The 22937-nt window shown below is 70.5% G+C and carries 21 protein-coding genes; 7 read left to right on the forward strand and 14 right to left on the reverse strand.

The features are described from left to right. Nucleotides 1-89 precede the first annotated feature (89 nt). Nucleotides 90-1097, forward strand: a complete 1008-nt coding sequence (locus ACIOVG_RS05965; protein ID WP_400870182.1) for a LacI family DNA-binding transcriptional regulator — start codon at nucleotides 90-92, stop codon at nucleotides 1095-1097. Between the two features lie 159 nt (nucleotides 1098-1256). On the opposite strand, the gene ACIOVG_RS05970 is transcribed toward ACIOVG_RS05965, so the two are convergent. From ACIOVG_RS05970 to ACIOVG_RS06015, 10 genes are all read right to left on the reverse strand, one after another. Continuing rightward, the gene (locus ACIOVG_RS05970; protein ID WP_400870185.1) at nucleotides 1257-2123 is read right to left on the reverse strand and encodes an alpha/beta fold hydrolase; all 867 of its coding nucleotides are present in this window, start codon (nucleotides 2121-2123) and stop codon (nucleotides 1257-1259) included. Nucleotides 2124-2322: 199 nt separating this feature from the next. Next, nucleotides 2323-3279, reverse strand: a complete 957-nt coding sequence (locus ACIOVG_RS05975) for a siderophore-interacting protein (RefSeq protein WP_400870187.1) — start codon at nucleotides 3277-3279, stop codon at nucleotides 2323-2325. Next, complete coding sequence (locus ACIOVG_RS05980; protein ID WP_400870190.1) at nucleotides 3269-4069, reverse strand: ABC transporter ATP-binding protein; 801 nt, start codon at nucleotides 4067-4069, stop codon at nucleotides 3269-3271. Before ACIOVG_RS05980 ends, ACIOVG_RS05975 begins: the two co-directional genes overlap by 11 nt. Continuing rightward, nucleotides 4066-5139 carry a FecCD family ABC transporter permease gene (locus tag ACIOVG_RS05985; protein WP_400872691.1) on the reverse strand — a complete coding sequence of 358 codons (1074 nt, stop codon included), beginning with the start codon at nucleotides 5137-5139 and terminating at the stop codon, nucleotides 4066-4068. The genes ACIOVG_RS05980 and ACIOVG_RS05985 overlap by 4 nt, the downstream gene beginning before the upstream one ends. A 5-nt stretch (nucleotides 5140-5144) precedes the next feature. Next, nucleotides 5145-6188, reverse strand: coding sequence for a FecCD family ABC transporter permease (locus ACIOVG_RS05990; protein WP_400870193.1), 1044 nt, complete (start codon nucleotides 6186-6188; stop codon nucleotides 5145-5147). A 31-nt stretch (nucleotides 6189-6219) separates the two neighbouring features. Continuing rightward, the gene (locus tag ACIOVG_RS05995; RefSeq protein WP_400870196.1) at nucleotides 6220-7254 is read right to left on the reverse strand and encodes an iron-siderophore ABC transporter substrate-binding protein; all 1035 of its coding nucleotides are present in this window, start codon (nucleotides 7252-7254) and stop codon (nucleotides 6220-6222) included. A gap of 194 nt (nucleotides 7255-7448) precedes the next feature. Continuing rightward, a complete protein-coding gene (locus tag ACIOVG_RS06000; RefSeq protein ID WP_141874111.1) occupies nucleotides 7449-7652 on the reverse strand; it encodes a cold-shock protein in 204 nt (67 codons plus the stop codon). Nucleotides 7653-7941: 289 nt separating this feature from the next. Then, nucleotides 7942-10824, reverse strand: coding sequence for an AAA family ATPase (locus ACIOVG_RS06005; RefSeq protein ID WP_400870199.1), 2883 nt, complete (start codon nucleotides 10822-10824; stop codon nucleotides 7942-7944). A gap of 86 nt (nucleotides 10825-10910) precedes the next feature. After that, the gene (locus ACIOVG_RS06010; RefSeq protein WP_400870202.1) at nucleotides 10911-11171 is read right to left on the reverse strand and encodes a hypothetical protein; all 261 of its coding nucleotides are present in this window, start codon (nucleotides 11169-11171) and stop codon (nucleotides 10911-10913) included. A 116-nt stretch (nucleotides 11172-11287) separates the two neighbouring features. Beyond that, nucleotides 11288-12343 carry a DUF998 domain-containing protein gene (locus ACIOVG_RS06015; protein WP_400870205.1) on the reverse strand — a complete coding sequence of 352 codons (1056 nt, stop codon included), beginning with the start codon at nucleotides 12341-12343 and terminating at the stop codon, nucleotides 11288-11290. A gap of 217 nt (nucleotides 12344-12560) precedes the next feature. Between ACIOVG_RS06015 and ACIOVG_RS06020 the strand changes: the two genes are divergently transcribed. The 4 genes from ACIOVG_RS06020 (at nucleotide 12561) to ACIOVG_RS06035 (ending at nucleotide 17708) form a co-directional block, all read left to right on the forward strand. Next, nucleotides 12561-13595, forward strand: coding sequence for an aromatic acid exporter family protein (locus ACIOVG_RS06020; protein WP_247628791.1), 1035 nt, complete (start codon nucleotides 12561-12563; stop codon nucleotides 13593-13595). A 21-nt stretch (nucleotides 13596-13616) separates the two neighbouring features. Beyond that, a complete protein-coding gene (locus ACIOVG_RS06025) occupies nucleotides 13617-14285 on the forward strand; it encodes a DNA alkylation repair protein (protein WP_400870209.1) in 669 nt (222 codons plus the stop codon). Between the two features lie 14 nt (nucleotides 14286-14299). Continuing rightward, nucleotides 14300-15013, forward strand: coding sequence for a purine-nucleoside phosphorylase (deoD, locus tag ACIOVG_RS06030; protein ID WP_400870212.1), 714 nt, complete (start codon nucleotides 14300-14302; stop codon nucleotides 15011-15013). Between the two features lie 148 nt (nucleotides 15014-15161). Beyond that, nucleotides 15162-17708: a DEAD/DEAH box helicase gene (locus ACIOVG_RS06035; protein WP_400870215.1), complete on the forward strand. Its 2547-nt coding sequence runs from the start codon at nucleotides 15162-15164 to the stop codon at nucleotides 17706-17708. Between the two features lie 192 nt (nucleotides 17709-17900). On the opposite strand, the gene ACIOVG_RS06040 is transcribed toward ACIOVG_RS06035, so the two are convergent. The 4 genes from ACIOVG_RS06040 to ACIOVG_RS06055 are packed head-to-tail and all read right to left on the reverse strand — an operon-like array spanning nucleotide 17901 to nucleotide 21095. Next, complete coding sequence (locus ACIOVG_RS06040) at nucleotides 17901-18290, reverse strand: VOC family protein (RefSeq protein WP_400870218.1); 390 nt, start codon at nucleotides 18288-18290, stop codon at nucleotides 17901-17903. A gap of 56 nt (nucleotides 18291-18346) precedes the next feature. Then, entirely contained in the window at nucleotides 18347-19303 is a 957-nt protein-coding gene (locus tag ACIOVG_RS06045) for a D-alanine--D-alanine ligase (protein WP_400870220.1), read from the reverse strand. Next, a complete protein-coding gene (gene alr, locus ACIOVG_RS06050) occupies nucleotides 19300-20430 on the reverse strand; it encodes an alanine racemase (RefSeq protein WP_400870223.1) in 1131 nt (376 codons plus the stop codon). Before alr ends, ACIOVG_RS06045 begins: the two co-directional genes overlap by 4 nt. Further along, nucleotides 20427-21095 carry a M15 family metallopeptidase gene (locus ACIOVG_RS06055; RefSeq protein WP_400870226.1) on the reverse strand — a complete coding sequence of 223 codons (669 nt, stop codon included), beginning with the start codon at nucleotides 21093-21095 and terminating at the stop codon, nucleotides 20427-20429. The genes alr and ACIOVG_RS06055 overlap by 4 nt, the downstream gene beginning before the upstream one ends. 87 nt (nucleotides 21096-21182) lie before the next feature. Between ACIOVG_RS06055 and ACIOVG_RS06060 the strand changes: the two genes are divergently transcribed. Next, nucleotides 21183-21854 carry a response regulator transcription factor gene (locus ACIOVG_RS06060; RefSeq protein ID WP_400870229.1) on the forward strand — a complete coding sequence of 224 codons (672 nt, stop codon included), beginning with the start codon at nucleotides 21183-21185 and terminating at the stop codon, nucleotides 21852-21854. Nucleotides 21855-21864: 10 nt separating this feature from the next. After that, a complete protein-coding gene (locus ACIOVG_RS06065; protein ID WP_400870232.1) occupies nucleotides 21865-22932 on the forward strand; it encodes a sensor histidine kinase in 1068 nt (355 codons plus the stop codon). Nucleotides 22933-22937: the final 5 nt, after the last annotated feature.

A 22937-nucleotide genomic window follows, 5' to 3' on the forward strand; every position in this document is an offset into this window, starting at 1 on the left:
CGCCGTCGATCACAACCGCCGTTACCGAACTGAGACCGGTCCCAGTTTCGACTACCGCTGGACGGGATGCTGTGGGTAGAGTCACAGCGATGAGTGATGTCAGCGCGAAGCGCAAGCCGACGATCCGCCAGATCGCGGCACAGGCGGGGGTGTCCCGCAGCACGGTCTCGCGCGTGATCAACGGCGGGCACTGGGTGTCCCCCGACGCCAGACAGGCGGTCGAAGAGGCGATCCTCGCCACCGGCTACACCGCCAACCACCATGCCCGCAGCCTCGCCACCGGCCGTGCCGGCTCCCTGGCGTTCCTGCTCACCGAGCCGCAGCAGCTGCTCTTCGACGACCCGACGTTCGCCCTGCTGCTGCGCGGAGCCGCCGAGGCCCTCGCGCAGCGAGCGATGACCCTGGTGCTCCTCGTGGCCGGAACGCCCGCCGAGCGCGAGAGCGTCGCGCAGTTCCTCAGCGCCGGCCACGTCGACGGCGTCATGCTCATCTCGTCGCACGAGTCCGACCCGCTGCTCGACCAGCTGATCGAGGTCGGCATCCCCACCGTCTGCTGCGGCGTGCCCCTCGGACACGAGCGCGAGCTCTCGACGATCTCGGTCGACGAGGTCGCCTCTGCCCGTGCGATGGCCGCGCACCTGGTGGCGCAGGGACACCGTCGGATCGGCATGATCACCGGCCCCGACGACACCCCAGGCGGGCGCTACCGTCTGGTCGGTTTCCGCGAAGAGCTCGGCGACCGGTACGACGAGTCGCTCGTCGAGGTCGGGGACTACTCGTACGAATCGGGTGTCGCCGCGATGACCCGGATGCTCGCGCACGACGTCGACGCCGTGTTCGCCGCCTCCGACCGGATGGCCGCCGGCGCGATCGCCGCCGCGCGCCGGGCCGGACGCCGGGTGCCCGAGGACATCGCGATCGCCGGCTTCGACGACTCCGGCCTCGCCGCCACCCACGAGCCCCCGATCACGACCATGCGCCAGCCGTGGGACCAGATCAGCGCGCAGATGGTCGCCGTGCTGCTCGAGGTCATCGCCGGAGCATCCCCCCGCTCCGTGGTCCTCGACACCGAGCTGGTGGTGCGCGAGAGCGCCTAGACGGTTTCGCGCACCCCCTGGCGGGCCGACGCCCGTTCTACAGGAGATCTCACGGAATGCAGGAGCAGATGCCGGAATCGGTCCGTCATCCCGTGCGATCTCCGTCGGCGCGTGCGACGGCCTCGCGGCGGGAGGAGGCGAGCGGGCTCGCCGCACACCCTAAGTCCGGTCGAGCACCTCGCGGAGCTTCGCGGCGAAGGCCTCGGGCTGCCCGGCATACCCGAACTCGCCGCCCATGAACCCGCCGTGATGGCTGGGGAAGACCGTGGCCTGCTGGCCGAGCTTCTCGGCGAGGGCGATCGAGGTACGGCCGGTGTAACTCTTCAGCGACTCCTCGCCGACGGCCACCACGATCCGCGTCGGCGCTGCAGTCAGCGCCTCCAGATCCGGCTCGTAGAGCGGCACCGCCCAGGAGAGTTCGGACAGGAGCGGATCATCCCGCCTCCCGTCATCCTCCGTCGGCATCCCGAACGCGGCGGGATCGGGCGCCGGCTGGGCGAGGAACTCGTCGTTGACCTCACCCTCCCATGAGGTCATCGCGACGAATGCCGCCATCCCGGCGCCCCATCCGCGGTCCTGGTACGCCTGCGTGTAGGCGATGCGGGCTCGATGCACCGCGTCGGCGTCCGGCAGCACGCTGTCGATCGGCGGCTCGTGCGCGACGAGCGTCGCGACGTCATGCGGATGCACCGTCACCAGCGCGAGGGCGGTGACCGCGCCGCCACTGCTCGCGAGCATGTCGACGGGTCCGGCACCGAGCGTCTCGATGATCGCGTGGACGTCCTCCGCCTGGACCTCGGGGTCGTTCGTGACCCCGCCGTCCTTGCGGATGCTGCGGCCGAGGCCGCGAGGGTCGTACGTCACGACGGTGCGGTCAGCGAACAGCGCCACCTGCGCCTGGAACCCGCTCGCATCCATCGGCTGGCCGATCATCATCAGCGGCGGCCGGCCATCCGGGGTCGGCAGCGGTCCGTGCACGTCGTAGACGAGGTCGACCTCCGGGAGCTCGAGCGTGTGCTGCGTCATCGGGGCCTCCTCGTCGAACGATTCCACGGGGATGCTACGCCGCAGCGCCCGCGTCCGCCACCGGTCCCTGCGGAGCTCCGCATCCCCGCGATCGCACGCGGTGAAGGAGATCTCACGGAATGAAGGACCGGATATCGGAAACCGTCCTTCGTTCGTGAGATCTCCGTCGAGACGGGCGCAACAGCCCCGCGCGCTCGCGTCAGCCGCGCATGGCGACGCCGCGGCGCCAGTACCCCATGAACGCGACCTGCGAACGGTCGATGCCGAGGTCCTTCACGAGGTGGCGGCGCAGGGTCGTGACGACGCCGCTCTCGCCCGCGATCCAGAAGTAGCGTTCGCCAGGAGCATCCGTCGCCGCGATCTCCTCGCCGAGCCCCGAGTAGTCCGGCGTCTCCCAGAGCAGATCCTCGGTGTCGATGTCCTTCACCCGGATCTCGTCCGCCGCATCCGCATCTCCCAGGTGCGCGAGCACCGCGGGGATCAGGCGCAGCCCGTGCGGCTCACCGGCATCGCGGGGCAGCCAGTGCACCTCGACGCCGGCCGGCACGTCGATCCGCAGGATGTCGGCGGGCGACGGCACCTCGATGAAGGCGACGCCGCGCAGGTCGCTCGGGGCGTCTTCGAGGATGCGGGCGATGGCCGGCGCGGCCGTCTCGTCACCGGCGAGCACGACCGAGGCGGCAGTTCCGGGGGCGTACTCCGCTCCACCGTGCGCATCGGCTGCCACCCCGCGGCGCGGACCGACCAGGAACAGCTCCTGCCCCACCGCGGCGGCGCTCGCCCAGAGGGACGCGGGCCCGGTGAGACCCGGTTCGAGGTGCAGCACGAAGTCCACGTCGAGCTCCGTACCCTCGGCATCGACCCGCAGATCACGCACCGAGTAGGTGCGCATGGACCCGCGCTCCTCCTCCGGCACCGCGAGGAACGACCCCCACCAGTCGCCGGTCTCGCGGTCGAGGGTCGGGAGCACGCCGGATGCCGGCGGGAAGATCAGCTTGATCCGGCTGTCGAAGACCTCGCCAGGGGTGCCGAACTCGAACAGCTCGTCGCCGCCGAAGGTCACCCGCACGAACGACGGCGAGACGCGGTTCACGGCACGCACCTCGGCGCGCGCCAGCACGTAGGTGGGGCGTTCGGTGGTGGTCTCAGCGGACATGGTGCCTCCCGATGGGTGTGACCATCGGCTTGCCGGAGACCGGATCGATGGTGATCTGATTGGCGAGGCCGAAGACCTCTTCGACGAGTGCGGCGGTGACGACATCCTGCGGAGCGCCGATCGCGTGCACGCGTCCGTCCTTCATGGCGACGAGCTCGTCGGCGTAGCGCGCGGCGAGGTTGAGGTCGTGCAGCACCATCACGATGGTCGTGCCGCGCGAGACGCTGAGGTCGGTGAGCAGATCGAGCACCTCGACCTGGTGCGCGACATCGAGGAACGTGGTCGGCTCGTCCAGCAGCAGGATGTCGGTCTCCTGCGCGAGCGCCATCGCGATCCACACCCGCTGGCGCTGTCCGCCCGAGAGCTCGTCGACGCTGCGGTCGGCGAGCTCGGTCGTCCCCGTGGCCGCCAGCGCATCGGCTACGACCTCGTAGTCGTGCGCGCTCCACCGCGCGAGCACCTTCTGATGCGGATGCCGGCCGCGGCCCACCAGGTCGGCCACGGCGATGCCCTCCGGCGCGACAGGCGACTGCGGGAGCAGGCCGAGGATGCGCGCGACCTCCTTGGTCGGACGCGCGTGCACCGACTTGCCGTCGAGCACGACCTGTCCGGCGCTGGGCGACAGGAGCCGGGCGAGCGAGCGCAGCAGCGTCGACTTGCCGCATCCGTTGGCCCCGACGATCGTGGTGATCTTGCCCGGGCTGATCTGCAGATCGAGCGTGTCGATGATGGTGCGGTCACCGTAGGAGAGGGTGACCCCCTCCGCCGACAGTGTGTGCGAGACGGTCACAGCGAACCCCCGGTGCGGTTGGTGCGGATGAGGAGATAGATCAGGTACGGCGCGCCGAGCACGCCGGTGATGACGCCGACCGGGTAGCGCGCGCCGAGCGCGAACTGGCCGATCAGGTCGCCGCCGAGCACCAGGACCGCGCCGACGAACGCGCTGGGCAGCAGCAGGTTCGCGCCCGGTCCCGTGATGCGTGCGGCGATGGGGCCCGCCATGAACGCCACGAAGGCGATGGGACCGGTGGCCGCGGTGGCGAATGCCAGCAGTGCGACGGCTCCCAGGATGAAGAGCAGGCGCGTGCGGTTCACGCGCACCCCGAGACCGGAGGCCGAGTCGTCGCCCAGCTGCAGGGCACCCAGCGCCCTGCCCTGCGTGAGCATCAGCGGCAGGATGACGGCTGCGGCGATCGCGAGCGGAGTCACGCGCTCCCACGACGCGTTGTTCAGGCTGCCGGTGAGCCACTGCATCGCGGTCTGGATGTCCCAGCTCGCGGCGCGCGACAGCAGATACGAGATCACGCTCTGCAGCATCGCCGCGATGCCGATCCCGATCAGGATCAGTCGGGTACCCGCGAAGCCGCCCTTGATCGAGAGCAGGTAGATCACCCCGGCGGTGATGAGCGCGCCACCCAGGGCCAGCAGCGAGACGACGGGTCCGTTCAGCGACAGCACCACGATGCCGACCACGGCCGCCGCGCCGGCCCCATCGGAGATGCCGATGATGTCGGGGGAGGCGAGCGGGTTGCGCAGCAGGGTCTGGAAGCACACGCCCGCGATGCCGAAGGCGAGCCCGGCGAGCACCGCCAGCACGGCGCGCGGCAGCCGCAGCTCGCCGACGGTGAAGGAGGCACCAGGCACCGTCTCGCCGAGGATCACCCGGATGATCTGGTCCGGTGTGTAGAACGTGTTGCCCACCATGAGCGCGACCGCGAAGAGGACGAACAGCAGGATGCCGAGCACGACGGTGGCGATGCCGTGGCGGCGATGGCGGGCACGACGGCCCGCGATGATCGCGGCGACGCTCGCCGCTGCGGCGTCGGATGCGGGCGGTTGCGCCTCACTGGTCTGCTTCAGGGTGCTCACAGTTCCCGCACCTTCTGACGGCGGACGATCCAGATGAAGAACGGGGCGCCGACGATCGCGGTGATGATGCCCACCTGGATCTCCTCGGAGGACGGCGCGATCACGCGTCCGATGATGTCGCTGGCGAGCAGGAGTGCCGCACCGGCCAGCGCGGAGAACGGCAGCAGCCAACGGTGGTCGGTGCCGATCAGCAGGCGGCAGACGTGCGGGATCACCAGCCCGACGAACCCGATCGGTCCGGCGATCGCGGTCGCGGCACCGGCGAGGATGACGGCACCCAAGGCCGACATCAGGCGGGTGCGGAAGACGTGCTCCCCCAGCCCCTTGGCCATGTCGTCGCCGAGCGCGAGGGAGTTCATCCCGCGGGCGCTCGCGATGCAGATGAGCGCGCCGAGCGCGAGCACCGGTGCGGTCAGCGCGATGCGCGGCCACTCGGCGCCGCCGACGCCGCCGATCTGCCAGGACTGGAACGTCTGCAGCAGGTCGACACGGGGCAGCATGATCGCGCTGATGAGCGAGGCGAAGGCGGCAGAGGTCGCGGCTCCCGCGAGCGCGAGTTTGAGCGGCGTGGCCCCACCGCGGCCGAGCGAGCCGACCGTGTAGACGAAGGTCGCGGCGATCGCGGCGCCGACGATCGCGAGGGCCATCTGGCCGTAGGGGTTCGAGAGGCCCAGGAACGCGATGCCGAGGACGACCGCGAGCGACGCACCGTTCGAGACGCCGAGGATGCCGGGGTCGGCGATCGGGTTGCGGGTCACGGCCTGCATCGTGGCGCCGGAGAGCGCGAGCGCGGCGCCGACCAGCAGCGCGAGCACCGTGCGCGGCAGCCTCTTGACGATCGCGGCCTGGGCGAGGGTGTCGGTCTGCCCGCCGAGAGCCGCGATGATGTCGTCGATGCTGACCGCGCGCACCCCGAAGCACACCGACAGCACGCAGAGCACGAGCAGCACGCCCAGCCCGATCAGCAGCCAGAGGGTACGCGCCCACGCCGGGCGCCGCAGGTCTGCGGTGCCCGGCGTGGGAACGGTGACGGTGGCCACTGTGTTCAGTGCACGGAGCGGGAGTCGAGGCTCACTTCGCCGCGAGCGGCGCGGCCAGAAGGGCCAGGTAGTCGCTCAGACCCCACGGGATCGACAGCGGCGAGGGGTTCGCGGATGCCGCGACCGGCGTGGCGTCGGGCAGGATCGCGATCCGCCCCTCGGCGATGGCCGGGATCTTGGAGAGCAGCGGGTCGGCCTGCAGCGTCGCGATGAGCGAGTCGTCTCCGTAGGTGACGAACACATCGACGTCAGCGAACTTGTCGGCCTCTTCCGAGCTGACCGTGAGGTAGAACTGGTCGCTGCCGGCGTTCTCCTCGACGATCGACGGGAGCGGGAGCCCCAGGTTGTCGTGCAGGAAGCCGGGGCGCGTGTCGATCGCCGTGTAGTAGCCGATCTGGCTGAGGTCGGTCGGGTCGACGTAGGCGAACAGGACCTTCTTGTCCTTGAGGATGCTGTTCTCCTCGAGCGCCGCCTCGGAATCGGCGTGCAGGTCCTCGATCAGCGCCTGCCCCTCTGCCTCCAGGCCGAGGGCCTTCGAGTTCAGCTCGATCATGTCGTCGACCGAGGTCCCCCAGGCGACCTTGGGGTAGGCGACGACCGGAGCGATCTTGGAGAGGGTGTCGTACTCCTCCTGGGTCAGACCGGAGTACGCGGCGAGGATGACGTCGGGCTCGGTGTCGGCCACAGCCTCGTAGTCGATGCCGTCGGTCTCGTCGAACAGCACCGGGGTGTCGGCGCCCAACTCGTCGAGCTTCTCCTCGACCCAGGGCAGCACGCCGTTGTCATCGTCGTCGCCCCAGGTGGCCTTGCTCATGCCGACGGGGACGATCCCGAGAGCCAACGGCACCTCGTGGTTCGCCCACGCGATCGTCGCGACGCGCTCGGGCTTCTCGGTGATCGTGGTCTCGCCGTAGACGTGCTCGACCGTGACAGGGAAGGCGGAAGGATCGGCAGGGTTGCCGCCGACGGCGTCGGAGTCTTCGCCGGTCGACGCGGTCGCGCAGGCGGTGAGGCTGAGGGCGAGCGCCGCGGCGACGGCGGCGGCGAGAAGTCGAGAGGTGCGCACAGGCATTCCCTTCGGAGGGTGGAGGGGGGGAGGCTTTGGTAAGCCTGGCCTAATCTAACAGATGGTTAGGCATCCCTAATAAGCCAAGAGTCTGGACTTACCGACCCCTCCTCGCGCATCCACTCCCGGAGGGAACGCAGAAGCCGGCCGGACCCACGAGGGGCCCGACCGGCTTCCGGACGATCAGTGCGCGCTCAGAGTGCGCGGATGTTCGCCGCCTGCATGCCCTTGGGGCCACGCTCAGCGTCGAATTCGACCTTCTGGTTCTCGCGGAGCTCCTTGAAGCCCGAGCCCGTGATCGCCGAGTAGTGGGCGAACAGGTCGTCGGAGCCGTCATCGGGAGCGATGAAGCCGAAGCCCTTTTCCGCGTTGAACCATTTCACAGTGCCAGTGGCCATGTGTTTCTTCTTTCTGTTGAACTAGCCGCTGTTTTACACGGCTTGTGCATCGCCCCGGAACAACCGGAGGATACGAGTGAGCCACCTCCGAATGAAGGGGCGAGATTTTCAGGGGATCCGTGCCGAACCGATCGGCGCAGAATTCGGATCCAGATGTCGGGCCACACACGTCGCAGCAAGCGTTCGCGGGCCGGTGATGAATGACGCCTCCAGGAAGAGGCACGTTGCCAACCGTACCACGCCGCCCCTGGTCGTGGGCCCCCGAGTTCTGGAGCACGCCACACCCGGCTCACGACAGCGCGCGGGAAGCACGGGCCGCCAGCGCCGCCTCGGTGCGCGTGCTCACCCCGAGCTTGCGCAGCACCGCCGAGACGTGCACGCTCACGGTCTTCACGCTGATGAACAGCCGCTCTCCGATCTGGCGATTGCTGAGCCCTTCGGCGACGAGTGCCAGCACCTGGCGCTCGCGGGCGGTGAGGAGTGCGGACTCGTCGTCATCGCCCGCCCTCAGCCCGGCCGCCGTAGCGAACTCCGCGACCGCGGCCTGCAGCTGCACATGACCGAGCTCGTCGGCGATCCTCTCGGCAGCTGCCAGCAGCGGTGCGGCGACAGCCCGCTCGCCGGCGTGCACGAGCAGCCGTGCGCGCTCGATACGGCTGACGACACGGAACGTGACCGGCACATCTTCTCCGTCGGCGAGGGCGATCGCCTCATCGAGCGCCTCCGCCGTCGGTGCGAGCAGCGCGTCGAGGATCACCGACCAGGTGCCGCCCCTCAACTGCGCCGACTGCGCGGCCCACGCCGCAGCGACTGCGCGCGACGCCGCGGCCACATCGTCGCCCGCCGCACGCAGCTGCGCGATGATCGCGCCCGCCTGCAGCAGCAGCCGGCGCTGGTGCAGCAGCACGGGGCCGTCGTCGTCGATCATCGCGAGGATCGCGGCGAGCGCTCCTCGCTGATCTCCGGCGCTCTCGGCCACCGCGACGGCCATCACCACGCCGTCGTACCAGATCTGCCGTTCGACGGCGCCGGTCTCCCGGAACGCGGGAAGCCATTCGCGCATCGCATCGGCCGCCTCGGCTGACCGCCCTCGCCACGCCAGCACACGCACCCACGTCATGGTCGCGTACATGCGGAACACCCGAAGCGTGCCCTGCATGAAGTCGCGCGCGAGCATCTCCTCCACCCGGGCGATCTCGCCGCGCTCGAGCAGCGGCACCGCCATGTTCTGCGCCATGATCGACCCCGATGTGCGCTCCACGCCGAGCACGCGCGCGCGAGCGAGGCCCTCCTCCGCGAGCAGCAGCGCCTCGCGGTACCGGCCGAGCAGACCCAGGAGGTCGGAGTAGTTGACCCGGTAGCGCATCTCGGCCGTCGAGCCTCGGGCGAGGTCGCGGGCGAGCGCGTACTCGCGGACGCCACCCTCGATGTCGCCGAGATGAGCGCGCGACGCACCTCGCACGTTCGCGGCGATCGAGAGCTGATCGTCGGAGTGCGCGCGGGCGGCGACCTCGGCGGCTTCGGTGGCGATCGCGATCGCCTCCATCCGGTCGCCCGCGATCATGCGCCGGCTCGCCAGCTGGTTCAGCAGTTCGGCCCTCAGCCCGTCGTCGTCGACGCGTTCTGCGGTGACGAGCTCGTCGTCGACGTTCCCGTCGAGGATCGCGAGCGCCTGCTGCAGCAGCGGGATCGCCCCGGCGCGACCGAGGTTCACCAGATACAGCGCCTTGTTGCGGAGCAGGCGGGCATGCAGTCGCGGGTCGACCGTCGCGCTGTCGACCTCGTCGAGCGCGAGATTCGCGACGGTGAGCGCCCGTTCACCATCGCCCGCATTGCGCAGGATCGACCCGAGCGTGTGGAGCAGTTCGAGGTGCGTGACGCCCGCCGCGTCCGCCGCATCGGGCACCTGCGGCCACAGGTCGAGGGCGAGCTCGCCGAACCGGGCGGCCGTGCCGAACGCGAACCGCGCCTTGGCGTGACGCATCGCCTCGACCGCGGCGATCAGGGCGCGACGCTCGTCTTTGGCGAGCTGCCAGTGGTACGCCAGAGCCGCGGCATCGCCGCTCTCGGTGTCGTCGCTGTGCGCCTCGAGCGTCTCGGCATAGGAGCGGTGCAGCCGCGACCGCTCTCCCGGCAGCAGATCGGCGTGCACGGCTTCGCGCAGCAGCGCATGCCGGAATCGATACAGGTCGTCGGAGATGACCAGGATGCCGCTGCTCATCGCCTCACGGAGCGCGTCGTCGAGCCGCTCCTCCGGGAGGTCGGCGAGGTGCATGAGCAGGGGATGCGCGAGCGGCCGCTCCGCCCCCGATGCGACCTGCACGACCCGGCGCGCATCGTCGCCGAGACGGTCGAACCGCGCGAGCAGGATGTCGCGGAGACCGTCGGGCAGCGGACCCGCCGTGCACCCGGCGATCTCCTCGACGAAGAACGGGACGCCCTCGGCGCGCTCCTGCACGCGCTCCAACGCGACCTCGCTCAGCGGATGGCCGGTGATCTGCTCGGCGAGGGTGCGCACCGCATCCGCCGCGAGGCGCTGCAGAGCGATGCGCTCGAGCAGCCGCGCTCTGGTGGCCTCGGCGATGAACCTGCTCACGGCATCGCCGCGACGCACATCGTCGGTGCGGCAGCTGAGGAGCAGCAGCGCCCGTCCCCGCGTGAGGGTGCGCAGCAGGAAGGAGAGGATCGCGAGCGTCGATTCGTCCGCCCAGTGCAGATCTTCCACGATGAGCACCTGCGGGGCGCGGGATGCCGCCGTCTCGATGAGCGTCGCGATCGCGTCGCGGAGCCGTTCGGGGCTCGTGCGCTCGCGCTCGCTCGGCACCGCCACCAGTTCGGGCAGCAGCATGCCGAGCGCTTCCGCCCCCACCCCCACCGCCTCACGCACCTCGTCGGCGCCGACTGTGGAGACGAGCGAGCGCAGGATGCCGGTGAGCGGGCCGTAGGGCGTGCGCGCGGGCCCGAGGTCGAGGCACCACCCGACATGCACGTCGGCCCGATCGGCGACCTCGGCTGCGAACTCGCGCAGCAGCCGTGACTTGCCGATGCCGGCCTCCCCCTCGACGAGGAGCGCAGCCGGCGTTCCGTCGACGGCGGTGCCGAACCCGCGGTGCACGACCGCGAGATCGGCGTCGCGACCGACCATCGCGGAGCTGGGACCGAACGAGGACATGGATTCATGCTCCCACTCCTCGCCGACATCCGGAGTGCTGTCCGCGACCGTCGCCTGGCGGTCCCGTGGCGACGGGATCGCCGTGCTCACCGGGCGGTCAGCGGCTCGCCGGAGCCGGAGGGACGGCGCTCGACCGACGGCCCGGCAGCCGCTCGCGCGGTCGCGGCATCCGCCGCCGTGCCGGTGCGCCCGAGCATCCGGCGCACCGCCCCGCGCACTGCTCCGACCTGACGCGGCACGATCTGGTCCGCGCGTTCGATCAGCACCCGATGCCGCTCGGCCGCGCGCACCAACTCCTCGCGCTCGAACTCGGTGACCTGGTAGCTGAGATACGGGTGCTCGTACATGACTTCTCCTCGACGGTGTGCGATATCCCTACACTCCGCTCTGAGGCACCCCGTCCACATCGGACGGATTCCCTATCTTCGCCACGTGCCCTCGCCCCGGGCATCCGTCGCAACGCTCAGGCCCGCCGCAGCGTGGCACGGGCCGACGGGCGGGAGGCAGCGGGAACCACGATCGCGAGCACGCGAACCAGCGTCGTCATCCAGAGCAGGCCGAGGCCGACCACGATCGCCTCGAGCGCCGTCACGGAGAACAGTGCGAATCCGAAGCACAGCACGACCGCCACGACCACGAGCAGCACGACGCCCGCGGTCGTGATCACCAGCGCTCTCGGACGATCAGGCACCGTCGTCGCCGTGGCCACCATGGCCACCGCGAACAGCACGAGCGTCGCGAACGCCGCGATGTCGTGCCCGATCGGCACCCGGTGCAGCGGCAGCAGTCCGACCGCGGCGAGCGTGATCCCGGTGGCGGCCCACAGCGCCACGATGCCGGCGATGCGCCGCAGTGCACCGTCGCCGAGGGCCCGGTGCAGGTCGCGTCCGATGTACGAGCCGACGGTCGCCACCAGCAGCCCGGCGATCATGAGCGTGCCGTTGAACGCCCACGAGCCGGCGCCGCCGCCCAGCTGCGAGAAGTTCCGCTCCCACCACCGCGGATCGGCGGCGGTGACCATCGCGAACAGGGTGCCGATGACGAGGTACCCGGACAGGAGCCCGGCGAGGTCGGCGGTACGCAGCCCGATCCCGGCGCCGAACGCGAGACGTCCGCCCACGGCCGCCGCGACCCCGGCCAGCAGGCCCCCGCCGAGCGCGCCGAGTTCGAGGCCGCGCAGTCCGACCGCGAGGATCTCCGCCGTCAGCAGCACCCCCATCGCGGTGACCGCGCCGAACGCGGCGGTGAGCGCGACCGCCGACACGTCCGACACGACGGCCTGCCAGCGGGGCATCGGCACGGTCTCGCCGCGTCGATGCATCCGGGTGCTGACGACGAACGCCGCAGCCGCGATCACCCCGGCGATCGCGGCGACGGGGAGCGCGAGCCCGCCGTCCCCGGTGAGCGGTCGTGGCTGACCGGCCGGCAGCGTCACACCCCCGAGCGCGCCGAGCACGAAGCAGATCGCCGTCGCCCAGACCGCCCTGGTCTCGGCCTGCAGTCGAGTCCGCTGCTCCATGTGGCCCATGCAAGCACGCGGCTCCGACGTCGTCATCCATCCGCGCCGCGATGAGGCACACCCGCCATGCCGAGTCGAGGCACACCCGCCCCGCCACCTGCAGGAGGAAACGCCGTGACATTCCCCTGCGGATGGCGGATCCTCCTGCCGGTGGCAGGCGGCGGCACAGCACCCACACGGCTCCGACGGCCGCCGTCGCACGACTACCGTGGAGAGCATGCGCATCCCCGCCGCGATCCGCGCCTCGCAGCGCTCCCCGTTGTTGCAGGTGGTCAAGTCCGCCGCAGCGACGATCTCGGCGTGGCTGATCGCCGGGTGGGTGTTCCCCGCGCAGCTCCCCGTCTTCGCGGCGATCGCCGCATTACTGGTCGTGCAGCCCAGCGTGAACCAGTCCCTCTCGAAGGCGCTCGAGCGCAGCATCGGGGTGATCGCCGGCGTCGTGATCGCCATGGCTCTGGGCCTGCTGCTGGGGTCGCCGAGCTGGATCGTGCTGCTCGCGATCGTGGTCGCCATGCTCGTCGCGTGGGTGTTCCGAGCCTCACCGGGGACCGGAAACCAGGTCGCGATCTCGGCGATGCTGGTGCTCGCGCTCGGGTCGTCGAGCCCGGAGTACGCGTTCGCGCGCATCGTCGAGACCCTGATCGGCGTCGCGATCGGCATCGTGGTGAACGCCGCGATCGTGCCTCCGGTGCTCGTCGCCCCCGCCCGGCGCGATCTCGGCCTGCTGGGCGGCGAGCTGGCTGCCTGCCTCGACCGCCTCGCTGACGCCCTGCCTTCACCGCAGACCCCGGCCAGGATGCAGGAGCTGATGCTGGAGGCACGACTGCTGCGCCCGATGAAGGATGCGGCCGAAGCCTCCATCGCGGCCGGCGAGGAATCGCTGACGCTGAATCCGCGGCGCTCCACCCACCGTGCCGACCTGCGGGAGATGCGGGAACTGCTGGAGCGGCTGTCGCCCATCGTCACGCAGGTCATCGGCATGACCCGCGCCTACTTCGACCACTACGACGACTCGATCGGCGATGAACCCGCCGTCGCCGCGATCGCCGAGCAGCTGCGCCGGGCCGGGCACGACGTGCGCCTCGCGGTGCAGATCGCCGACGTCGCCCAGGAACCCGAGGCGCTCACCTCCGCCATCCCGGCGTTGACGGCTCCCCTGGTCATCCGTCCGCCGGCATCGCAGCACTGGATCCTGATCGGATCGATGATGGAGGATCTGCGGCGCATCCGCGACCAGCTGGTCGAGGACTGACGCGCGGCCTACCCTGGACCCATGCCCGACATGACGCTGCCGGAGGCGCTCGGCGAACTCGCCGCCCTCGAGGATCCGAAGATGCGCGCCGCGAACGAGAAGCGCGGCGACGACCACGGCATGAACCTCAGCCGCCTGCGCGCGCTGGCGAAGCGCATCAAGACCGACCAGCCGCTCGCGAAGGAGCTGTGGGCGACGGGCGAGACCGGCGCGCGACTGCTCGCGCTGCTCATCTGCACGCCGCGCGCGTTCACGCCGGACGAGCTCGACGCGATGCTGCGCGAGACGCATCCACCCAAGGTCAACGACTGGTTCGTGAACTACGTGGCGAAGAAGACGCCTCTCGCCGAGGAGATGCGTCTGCGCTGGTTCGACGACGCCGATCCGACGGTCGCCGCCGCGGCCTGGTCGCTCACCTCGGTGCGGGTCGTGACACAGCCGGACGGCCTCGACCTCGCGCACCTTCTCGACCTGATCGAGCGCGACATGAGGGATGCTCCGAAGCGGCTGCAGTGGTCGATGAACGAGACCCTCGCGCAGATCGGCATCCATCATCCGGAGCTGCGGGCGCGGGCGCTGGCCATCGGCGAGAGACTGCAGGTGCTGGCCGACTACCCCACGGCGCCGGGGTGCACCTCGCCGTTCGCCCCGCTGTGGATCGGCGAGATGGTGCGACGCCGCGAGGGCTGACCTACGCTGAGTCGATGAGCACGCACATCGCCGCAGAGCCCGGTCAGATCGCCCCCATCGTCCTGTTCCCCGGTGACCCGCTGCGGGCGAAGTGGATCGCCGAGACGTTCCTCGACGGCGCCGAGCTCTACTCCGAGACCCGCGGGATGCTGGGCTTCACCGGCACGTGGGAGGGGCACCGCGTCTCGGTGCAGGGCTCGGGCATGGGGCAGCCGTCGATGGCGATCTACGCCACCGAGCTGTTCACGTCGTACGACGTGCAGACCATCGTGCGGGTGGGGTCGTGCGGGGCGCTGACCGAGAAGCTGAAGGTGCGCGACATCATCATCGCGAACGGCGCCTGCACGGACTCGGGCATCAACCGGGTGCGCTTCCACGGGCTCGACTACGCGCCGGTCGCTGACTTCTCCCTGTTGCGCGCCGCGGTCGAGGCGAGCGAGCGCGAGCCGCTGGAGTCGTCGGTGCACGTAGGGCTGCTGCTGTCGAGCGACCAGTTCTACAGCACGCGCCCCGAGCTCACGGCACCGTTCGTGCAGCACGGTGCGCTCGGGGTGGAGATGGAGACCAGCGGCCTGTACACCCTCGCCGCGTTCCACGGCCGGCGGGCACTGAGCATCTGCACGGTGTCGGACCACATCGTCACCGGCGAGGAGACCACGGCGCAGGAGCGCGAGCAGACGTTCGGCGACATGATCCGTATCGCCCTGCAGGCGGCCACCGCGGTCTGAGGGCGGTTTCCGGCGTTCACAACTCCTCAAAGAATGGGATCGATCGGCCGCCGCGGGCGTTCCCGCGGCCTCCAGCCCGAGTTTCTGAGGAGTTGTGAACGCCTCCGGGCAGAGAGTCTTCAGGCCGGGGTGGGATGATCGGAGGACCATGCCCTCCCTCCTCGACGCCGCCCCTCCCGCCGGAGCCGATGCGGACACCGTCTATCTGGCGTTCGTCGAGTGGGCGGAGTCCACCGGGATCCGGCTGTATCCCGCGCAGGACGAGGCCGTCATCGAGATCGTCTCCGGCAAGAACCTGATCCTGTCGACCCCGACAGGCACAGGCAAGTCGCTCGTCGCGATCGCCGCGCACTTCTCCGCGCTGAACGCCGGCGTCCGCAGCTACTACACCGCACCGATCAAGGCTCTGGTGAGCGAGAAGTTCTTCGCTCTCGTCGACGTCTTCGGCACCGAGAACGTCGGCATGATCACAGGCGACTCCTCGGTCAATGCGGATGCGCCGATCATCTGCTGCACGGCCGAGATCCTCGCGAACCTCGCGCTGCGCCAGGGGCCGGAGCTGCCGGTGGGTCAGGTCGTGATGGACGAGTTCCACTTCTACGCCGATCCCGACCGTGGATGGGCGTGGCAGGTGCCGCTGCTGGAGCTGCCGCAGGCGCAGTTCATCCTGATGTCGGCGACGCTCGGAGACGTGACCGAGCTCGCCGCCGACCTCTCCCGCCGCACGGGCAGGGAGACCGCCTCTGTGACCGGTGTCGAGCGTCCGGTACCCCTGCACTTCTTCTATGAGCAGACGCCCATCCACGAGACCATCGACGAGCTGCTGAACACCGGCCAGGCGCCGATCTACATCGTGCACTTCTCGCAGGCCGCCGCGATGGAGCGGGCCCAGGCCCTGTCGAGCACCAAGGTCGCCACCCGCGAGCAGCGCGACCAGATCGCCGAGCTGATCGGCGGGTTCCGCTTCACCACCGCGTTCGGCAAGACGCTCTCGCGCTTCCTCCGCGCCGGCATCGGCGTGCACCACGCGGGGATGCTGCCGAAGTACCGGCGCCTGGTCGAACAGCTCGCCCAGCGCGGACTGCTGCGCGTGATCTGCGGCACCGACACCCTCGGCGTCGGCATCAACGTGCCCATCCGCACCGTGCTGCTCACCGCGCTCACGAAATTCGACGGCACGCGGATGCGGCAGCTCAACGCCCGTGAGTTCCACCAGATCGCGGGCCGAGCCGGTCGCGCCGGCTACGACACCGCCGGCACCGTCGTCGCCCAGGCGCCGGAGCACGAGACCGAGAACCTCGCCGCGATCCGCAAGGCCGGCGACGACCCGAAGAAGAAGCGCAAGATCATCCGGAAGAAGGCGCCGGACGGCTTCGTGTCGTGGGGAGAGCCCTCGTTCCGCAAGCTCATCGACGCGGTGCCGGAGACGCTCACCTCACACATGCAGATCACGAGCGCCATGATGCTCAACGTGATCGGTCGCGGCGGCGACGTGTTCGGGAATATACGCGCGCTGGTATACGACAACCATGAGCCCCGGAAGCGGCAGCGCGAGCTCGCGATCCGGGCCCTCGGCATCTACCGCACACTGCGCGAATCGGGGATCGTCGAGCTCCTTCCGGGAAACCCCCGTGCTGAGCGAGAGGCGGAGCGACGAGACGAAGTGCGCCTCACGGTCGACCTGCAGCCGAACTTCGCGCTGAACCAGCCGCTGTCGCCGTTCGCCCTCGCCGCGTTCGAGCTGCTGGAGCCCGAGAGCCCCGGGTTCGCACTCGACATGATCTCGATCGTGGAGTCGACCCTCGACGACCCGCGCGCCATCCTCGGGCAGCAGGAGTTCCTCGCCCGCGGCGAGGCGATCGGCGCGATGAAGGCCGAGGGCATCGAGTACGACGAGCGCATGGAGCTGGTCGAGCAGGTCACCTACCCGAAGCCGCTGGACGAGCTGTTGAGCGCCGCGTTCGAGACCTTCAGCGCCGCGCAGCCGTGGATCCGCGACTTCGAGCTGCATCCGAAGTCGGTCGTGCGCGACATGTACGAACGCGCCATGTCGTTCGGGGAATATGTCGCCTACTACAAGATCGCCCGCTCCGAGGGCGTGGTGCTGCGGTATCTCTCCGACGCCTACCGCGCGGCCTCGCAGACGATCCCCGAGGAGCTGAAGAACGAGGACCTCCGCGACCTGATCGAGTGGCTGGGCGAACTGGTGCGCCAGGTCGACTCGAGCCTGCTCGACGAGTGGGAGGCCCTTCGTCTCGATCCGACTGCGGCGGGTCTCGCTCAGGGCCCAGGGAGCAGCGACGAGCCGATCGTGCCCCCTGCACCGAAGCGCCTCACGAGCAACGTGCGCGCCTTCCGCATCCTGGTGCGCAACGAGCTGTTCCGCCGGGTGCAGCTCGCGGCACGCGAAGACGTGGATGCACTCGCCGAGCTCGATCCCGCCTTCGGTGCGGATGCCTGGTCGGACGCACTCGACGGCTACTTCGCCGACCACGACGAGATCCTCACGGGCGCGGATGCGCGCAGCTCGAAGCTGCTGCTGCTCACCGAGGGCGCCGAGGCGTGGACCGTCCGCCAGATCCTCGACGACCCCGCCGGAGACCACGACTGGGGCATCTCCGCGACCGTCGACCTCGCCGCCTCCGATGCGGAAGGCGCCGCGGTGGTGACCGTCACCGCGGTCGACCGGCTCTGAGTTCGACATGGCACCGGTGCGACTGACGATCCAGGGAGGACCGTTCGACGGAGGTGCCGTCGAGGTCCCCCGCCGCACGCCTCCGGGCCTGCGCCTCAGTCTCACCAGCGACGACGTCACGGCGAGCTACCGCATCACCGGCACCGCGAGCGGCACCTGCGTGGTGCTTTTCGAGGAGCCGTCCGCGCAGGATCAGACCTGCAGCACGGCCAGCACGTTGCCCGCGGGGTCGCGGAACCACGCGATGTCCGGTCCCCGCCCGTCGCCGCGGACGATGCCCCGGTCGTCCGAGGGGAACTCGGCGTCGCTGTAGATCTTGGTCGTCACCCCGCGGTCGATGAGCTCGTCGACCGCGGCATCGATGTCGGAGACGGGGAAGTTCAGGATCGTGAAGCTCGCCGGCTCGTGGTTCGGCTTCGCGTAGATGAGGACCGATCCGCCGCTCGGCAGCCGCAGATCGAGGAACCCCATGGCATTGCGCTGGACGTCGAGCCCCAGAGTGGAGCCGTAGAACGCCTCCGCCGCATCGATGTCATCGACGCTGAACCCGCTGAACGCGCCTTCTGCAGTGAACGCTGTCATGCGTCCAGCATCCGCCTTCCCTCCCGGAAAGTCGAGAGCCGGTCGGGCTCCCGCGCTCACCCAGCCACGGCTGCCCGCACCATCCTCGCCACCAGGTCGACGTAGCTCACACCGGCGGCCGCGAACATCCGGGGAACCTGCGAGGCCGCGGTCATGCCCGGCATGGTGTTGACCTCGTTCAGCACCGGGCCCTGATCCGTGAGGAAGAAGTCCATCCGCGCGATGCCCGCACAGCCGAGCGCGTCGAAGACGGCGATGGCCGCTCGTCGCAACGCGGCGCTCTCGGCCGCGTCCAGTGCGGCCGGCACGTCGAAGCGCGCGCTCCCGTCGTACTTCGTGGCGGTGTCGAACAGCCCGGTCGCGTGGATCTCGAGCGGCGGTGCCGCCCAGCGCACACCGCCGGCCTCCCGCAGCACCGCCACATCGATCTCGCGCCCCCGCACGACCTCCTCGACCAGGATCCGGTTGTCGAAGCGCGCGGCCTCCCGCAGCGCGTCGAGCAGCTCGCCCTCCTCCGTCACCAGACCCACCCCGTAGCTCGACCCCGCCGATGCCGGCTTGACGACCACCGGACCTTCGAACTCGACGTCGCCGATGTCGGCGGCGGCGACCAGCCGTCCCCGCGCCGTGCGCAGCCCCACAGCATCGGCCACCAGCTTCGTCGTCCACTTGTCCATGCCGATCGCTCCCGCGCGCAACGGGGATCCGACCACCCGCACCCCCGCGAGCGCGCAGATGGCCGCCAGCGCGCCATCCTCGCCGAGCTCTCCATGCACCGCGGGGAAGACGACATCCGCGCGGCCCAGCAGTGGCACGGCGAGGGCCAGCGACTCGGCAGCGGAGACCCCGGTCGGGATGCCGTCCGCCCGCCAGATCCCCTCGCGATCGATCGTCACGGTGGTGACCGTGTGATCCCCCATCCGCAGCGCGGCGGCGACCGCGGCCGCCGATGCCAGCGACACGTCATGCTCGGCGTTCTGTCCGCCGCCTATGACCAGCACGTTCGTCGTCATGCGATGCTCCTCTGCACGCGGGGGCCGATCCCCGTCACGATGGTGTGCGGGATCGTCTCCGCCCACCGCGCCCAGTCCTGCACCGAGGGCACCACCCCGCCCTCCGGTCCGAACAGCGTCACCGCGGTCCCCCGGGGATACCGCTCCTCCCCCGTGTCCACCACGATCTGATCCATCGAGACCGGTCCCACGATCGGATGCCGCCGCCCTCCGATCTCGACGCCGGCCTCGGCGCTCAGCTGCCGCGGGATGCCGTCGGCGTACCCCACCCCGACCACGCCGAGGTGCGTCGCCCTCGGCAGGACGCAGGTTCCGCCGTAGCCGACCGCGGTGCCGGCCGGCACCCGCGCGCTGTGCACGACGGATGCCGTGAACCGCGATGCCCCGGCCAGATCCACCGTCTCGGAGGGGTCGATCCCGACGAGCCCCGCGCCGATGCGCACCATCCCGAAGTGCGTGGAGGGGTCGGTCAGCGCGCCCGCCGTCGCTGCGAGGTGCACCAGGAGCGGGCCGAAGCCCGCCCGCAGCACGGCGTCCCGCCCCTGCCGCATCCGCAGCACGGCGGCGGCGTTCGCAGCCGGGTCACCCTCGTCGGCCCGCGGCAGATGCCCCATGACCCCCACGACCTCGATCCGCCCACCCGTGACCCCGCGCCGCGCGACACGCAACAGCTCGGCCCAGTCCTCGACCGCGCACCCTCCTCGCGCCATGCCCGTGTCGAGATGCAGGTGCACGCGCACCGGTTCCTCGGCATCCGCCACCAGCTGGCGCAGCTCCTCCACCGAGCCCACCGCGATATCGACCCGCTGCCGGGCAGCGAGCACGGCATCCGCCCCCGCGGGGTTCAGCCACGACAGGATCGGCACTGTCAGACCTGCCTCGCGCAGGGCCACGGCCTCGGCGACCTGGGTCACCCCCAGCCATTCCGCACCGGCTTCGACGGCGGAGTGCGCGACCGCGATCGCTCCGTGGCCGTAGCCGTCGGCCTTCACGACCGCCATGACGGTCGACGCGGTCGCGGCGCGCACCTGCCGCACGTTCGCGGCGACCGCCTCCGGAATCGTCTGGAGCGTCGGCGCCGGCAGGGCGGACAGCGTCGCCCGCGCGGGCGTGAGCACGGCGGTCATCGCTGCATCCTCGGGTCTTCGGTGGGATCGGAGTACATCTGCGGGCACCCCTGCGTGACCGCGTCCGGCCGCAGCTCGTAGTGCCACGACTCGTTGGCGTAGATCTGGCACAGGCCGTAGTCGGCGCCGTGCTGCGCGAGCCAGTCCAGCGTCGGCAGCGGACCCAGGTCGACCGCATCGCCCGAGACGTGCGCCGAGGTGGTGGATGAGGCGACCCAGCGCGCGGCCTCGGCCTCGGAGCCGTAGTGCGAGACCGCATCCTGCAGCATCCGGTCCTGCAGAGCGGGCGAGCGCCATCCGCTGTTGACGAGGAAGGTCACCCCGGCGTCGGCGGCATCCGTCGCGGCGCGCTGCAGAGCTGCGAGCAGTTCCGGGTCGAGCTTCGAGACCGCGACCCTGTCCACGTCGAACACGGTCGGCTGGTCGCCGTCGCGGATCACGCCGTCGGCCTCACTGGGCGCGACGACGCTCCCGTCGATCACGTCGTTCGGCATCGCTTCGCCGGTCTCCGTGCTCTGCCCAGGTGGGACGGCAGCGGATGCCGCCGCGATCGACTGCTGCACGGCGCACGCGACGATGACCGCCGCGATGAGGCCGACGACCGCGAAGACGATCCGTCGACGGCGCCGCGCACGGGGTGGGAGGGAGACGGTGGTGCTGTTCATGTCTCCAGCCAAGACAGCGGGCTGTTGCCGGGGCGTATGCGGTTCTTCATATGCTCCCGATATGCACCGGTGCGTAGGATCTCAGCCATGCGTGTGCTGATCGTCGAGGACGAGCCCTACCTCGCCGAGGCCGTCCGCGATGGGCTGCGGCTCGAGGCGATCGCCGCCGATATCGCCGGAGACGGCGACACCGCGCTCGAGCTGCTGAGCATCAACTCCTATGACCTCGCGGTGCTCGACCGCGACATCCCCGGCCCGAACGGCGACGAGGTCGCGCGCTGGATCGTGGCCTCCGGCAGCGGCATCCCGATCCTGATGCTGACCGCGGCGGACCGCCTCGACGACAAGGCCTCCGGCTTCGAGATCGGCGCCGACGACTATCTCACCAAGCCGTTCGAGCTGCGGGAGCTCGTGCTGCGGCTCCGTGCTCTCGACCGACGGCGTCAGCGCGTGCGCCCGCCCGTGCTCGAGGTCGCGGGCCTGCGACTCGACCCGTTCCGGCGCGAGGTGTTCCGCGACGGCCGCTACGTCGCGCTGACCCGCAAGCAGTTCGCCGTGCTCGAAGTGCTCGTCGACGCCGAGGGCGGAGTCGTGAGCGCGGAGCAGCTGCTCGAGCGGGCCTGGGACGAGAACGCCGACCCGTTCACGAACGCCGTGCGCATCACGGTGTCGTCGCTGCGCAAGCGGCTCGGGGAGCCGTGGCTGATCCTCACCGTGCCGGGTGTCGGGTACCGGATCGGGACGGATGCCGATGCGTAGGCGCCGCGGGATGAGCGCCCGGCTGAAGCTCACGCTCAGCTATGCGGGCATCGTGGTGGTGTCGGGGGGCGTGCTGCTCACAGCCGTGGCCGCCTACCTGCTGCGGTATGTGCCGGACGTGCAGATCGCCGCCGACTTCTTCGTGCCCAACCGTTCCGACCTGATCCGGGCCTTCGTCCCGGTCGCCATCGTCGTGATGATCGCGCTGCTCGCGTTCGGCCTGGCCGGCGGATGGCTGCTGGCCGGACGGATGCTGGCGCCGCTCGACCGCATCAGCCACGCCGCGCAGCTCGCCGCGCAGGGATCGCTGTCGCATCGCGTGGCGCTGCCCGGTCCGCGCGACGAGTTCCGCGACCTGGCGGATGTGTTCGACTCGATGCTCGACCGGCTCGAGGCGCATGTGACGGAGCAGCAGCGCTTCGCCGCGAACGCCTCGCACGAGCTGCGCACCCCGCTCGCGATCTCGCAGACGCTGCTGGAGGTCGCGCGCACCGACCCCGACCGCGACGTCGACGCTCTCATCGCGCGCCTGCAGGAGGTGAACACCCGCGCGATCGACTTGACCGAGGCGCTGCTGCTGCTCAGCCGCGCCGACCGGCGGACGTTCACCCGCGAGATCCTCGATATCTCGCTCCTCGCCGAAGAAGCGGTCGAGCAGCTGCTGCCGCTCGCCGACCGTCGTGGCATCACGATCGAGGTCGGCGGCGACTCTGCTGCCGTCCGGGGTTCGGCGGCGCTGCTGCAGCAGCTCGCCACCAACCTCGTGCACAACGCACTCGTGCACAATCTGTCGTTCGGCGGGCGGGTGGCTGTGCGCACACACGCCCTGCCGCACGCCGTCGCACTCGTGATCGAGAACACGGGAGAGCCGATCACGGCGCACCGGGTCGCGACGCTGGTCGAGCCGTTCCAGCGCGGCGCCGAGCGCACCCGCAGCGAGGATCACGCCGGCGTCGGACTCGGCCTCGCGATCGCCCAGCGCATCACCGAGGCCCACGACGGCACGCTCGTGCTGACGCCCCGCGCCGAGGGCGGGCTCATCGTGACGGTGTGGCTGCCGCATCCGTACCCGAGCTGACGGGC

This window comes from Microbacterium sp. NPDC087591 (assembly GCF_044743625.1).
Classification (GTDB): Bacteria; Actinomycetota; Actinomycetes; order Actinomycetales; family Microbacteriaceae; genus Microbacterium.

Excerpts from the sequence above, each read along its gene's own strand:
- ACIOVG_RS06040 (WP_400870218.1), bottom strand. The coding sequence starts at position 18,290 with ATGACAGCGTTCACTGCAGAAGGCGCGTTCAGCGGGTTCAGCGTCGAT.
- ACIOVG_RS06035 (WP_400870215.1), top strand. The coding sequence starts at position 15,162 with ATGCCCTCCCTCCTCGACGCCGCCCCTCCCGCCGGAGCCGATGCGGAC.
- deoD (WP_400870212.1), top strand. The coding sequence starts at position 14,300 with ATGAGCACGCACATCGCCGCAGAGCCCGGTCAGATCGCCCCCATCGTC.
- ACIOVG_RS06010 (WP_400870202.1), bottom strand. The coding sequence starts at position 11,171 with ATGTACGAGCACCCGTATCTCAGCTACCAGGTCACCGAGTTCGAGCGC.
- ACIOVG_RS06065 (WP_400870232.1), top strand. The coding sequence starts at position 21,865 with ATGAGCGCCCGGCTGAAGCTCACGCTCAGCTATGCGGGCATCGTGGTG.
- ACIOVG_RS06060 (WP_400870229.1), top strand. The coding sequence starts at position 21,183 with ATGCGTGTGCTGATCGTCGAGGACGAGCCCTACCTCGCCGAGGCCGTC.
- ACIOVG_RS05970 (WP_400870185.1), bottom strand. The coding sequence starts at position 2,123 with ATGACGCAGCACACGCTCGAGCTCCCGGAGGTCGACCTCGTCTACGAC.
- ACIOVG_RS05965 (WP_400870182.1), top strand. The coding sequence starts at position 90 with ATGAGTGATGTCAGCGCGAAGCGCAAGCCGACGATCCGCCAGATCGCG.
- ACIOVG_RS06015 (WP_400870205.1), bottom strand. The coding sequence starts at position 12,343 with ATGGAGCAGCGGACTCGACTGCAGGCCGAGACCAGGGCGGTCTGGGCG.
- ACIOVG_RS06045 (WP_400870220.1), bottom strand. The coding sequence starts at position 19,303 with ATGACGACGAACGTGCTGGTCATAGGCGGCGGACAGAACGCCGAGCAT.
- ACIOVG_RS06020 (WP_247628791.1), top strand. The coding sequence starts at position 12,561 with ATGCGCATCCCCGCCGCGATCCGCGCCTCGCAGCGCTCCCCGTTGTTG.
- alr (WP_400870223.1), bottom strand. The coding sequence starts at position 20,430 with ATGACCGCCGTGCTCACGCCCGCGCGGGCGACGCTGTCCGCCCTGCCG.
- ACIOVG_RS05975 (WP_400870187.1), bottom strand. The coding sequence starts at position 3,279 with ATGTCCGCTGAGACCACCACCGAACGCCCCACCTACGTGCTGGCGCGC.
- ACIOVG_RS06025 (WP_400870209.1), top strand. The coding sequence starts at position 13,617 with ATGCCCGACATGACGCTGCCGGAGGCGCTCGGCGAACTCGCCGCCCTC.
- ACIOVG_RS06055 (WP_400870226.1), bottom strand. The coding sequence starts at position 21,095 with ATGAACAGCACCACCGTCTCCCTCCCACCCCGTGCGCGGCGCCGTCGA.
- ACIOVG_RS06000 (WP_141874111.1), bottom strand. The coding sequence starts at position 7,652 with ATGGCCACTGGCACTGTGAAATGGTTCAACGCGGAAAAGGGCTTCGGC.
- ACIOVG_RS06005 (WP_400870199.1), bottom strand. The coding sequence starts at position 10,824 with ATGTCCTCGTTCGGTCCCAGCTCCGCGATGGTCGGTCGCGACGCCGAT.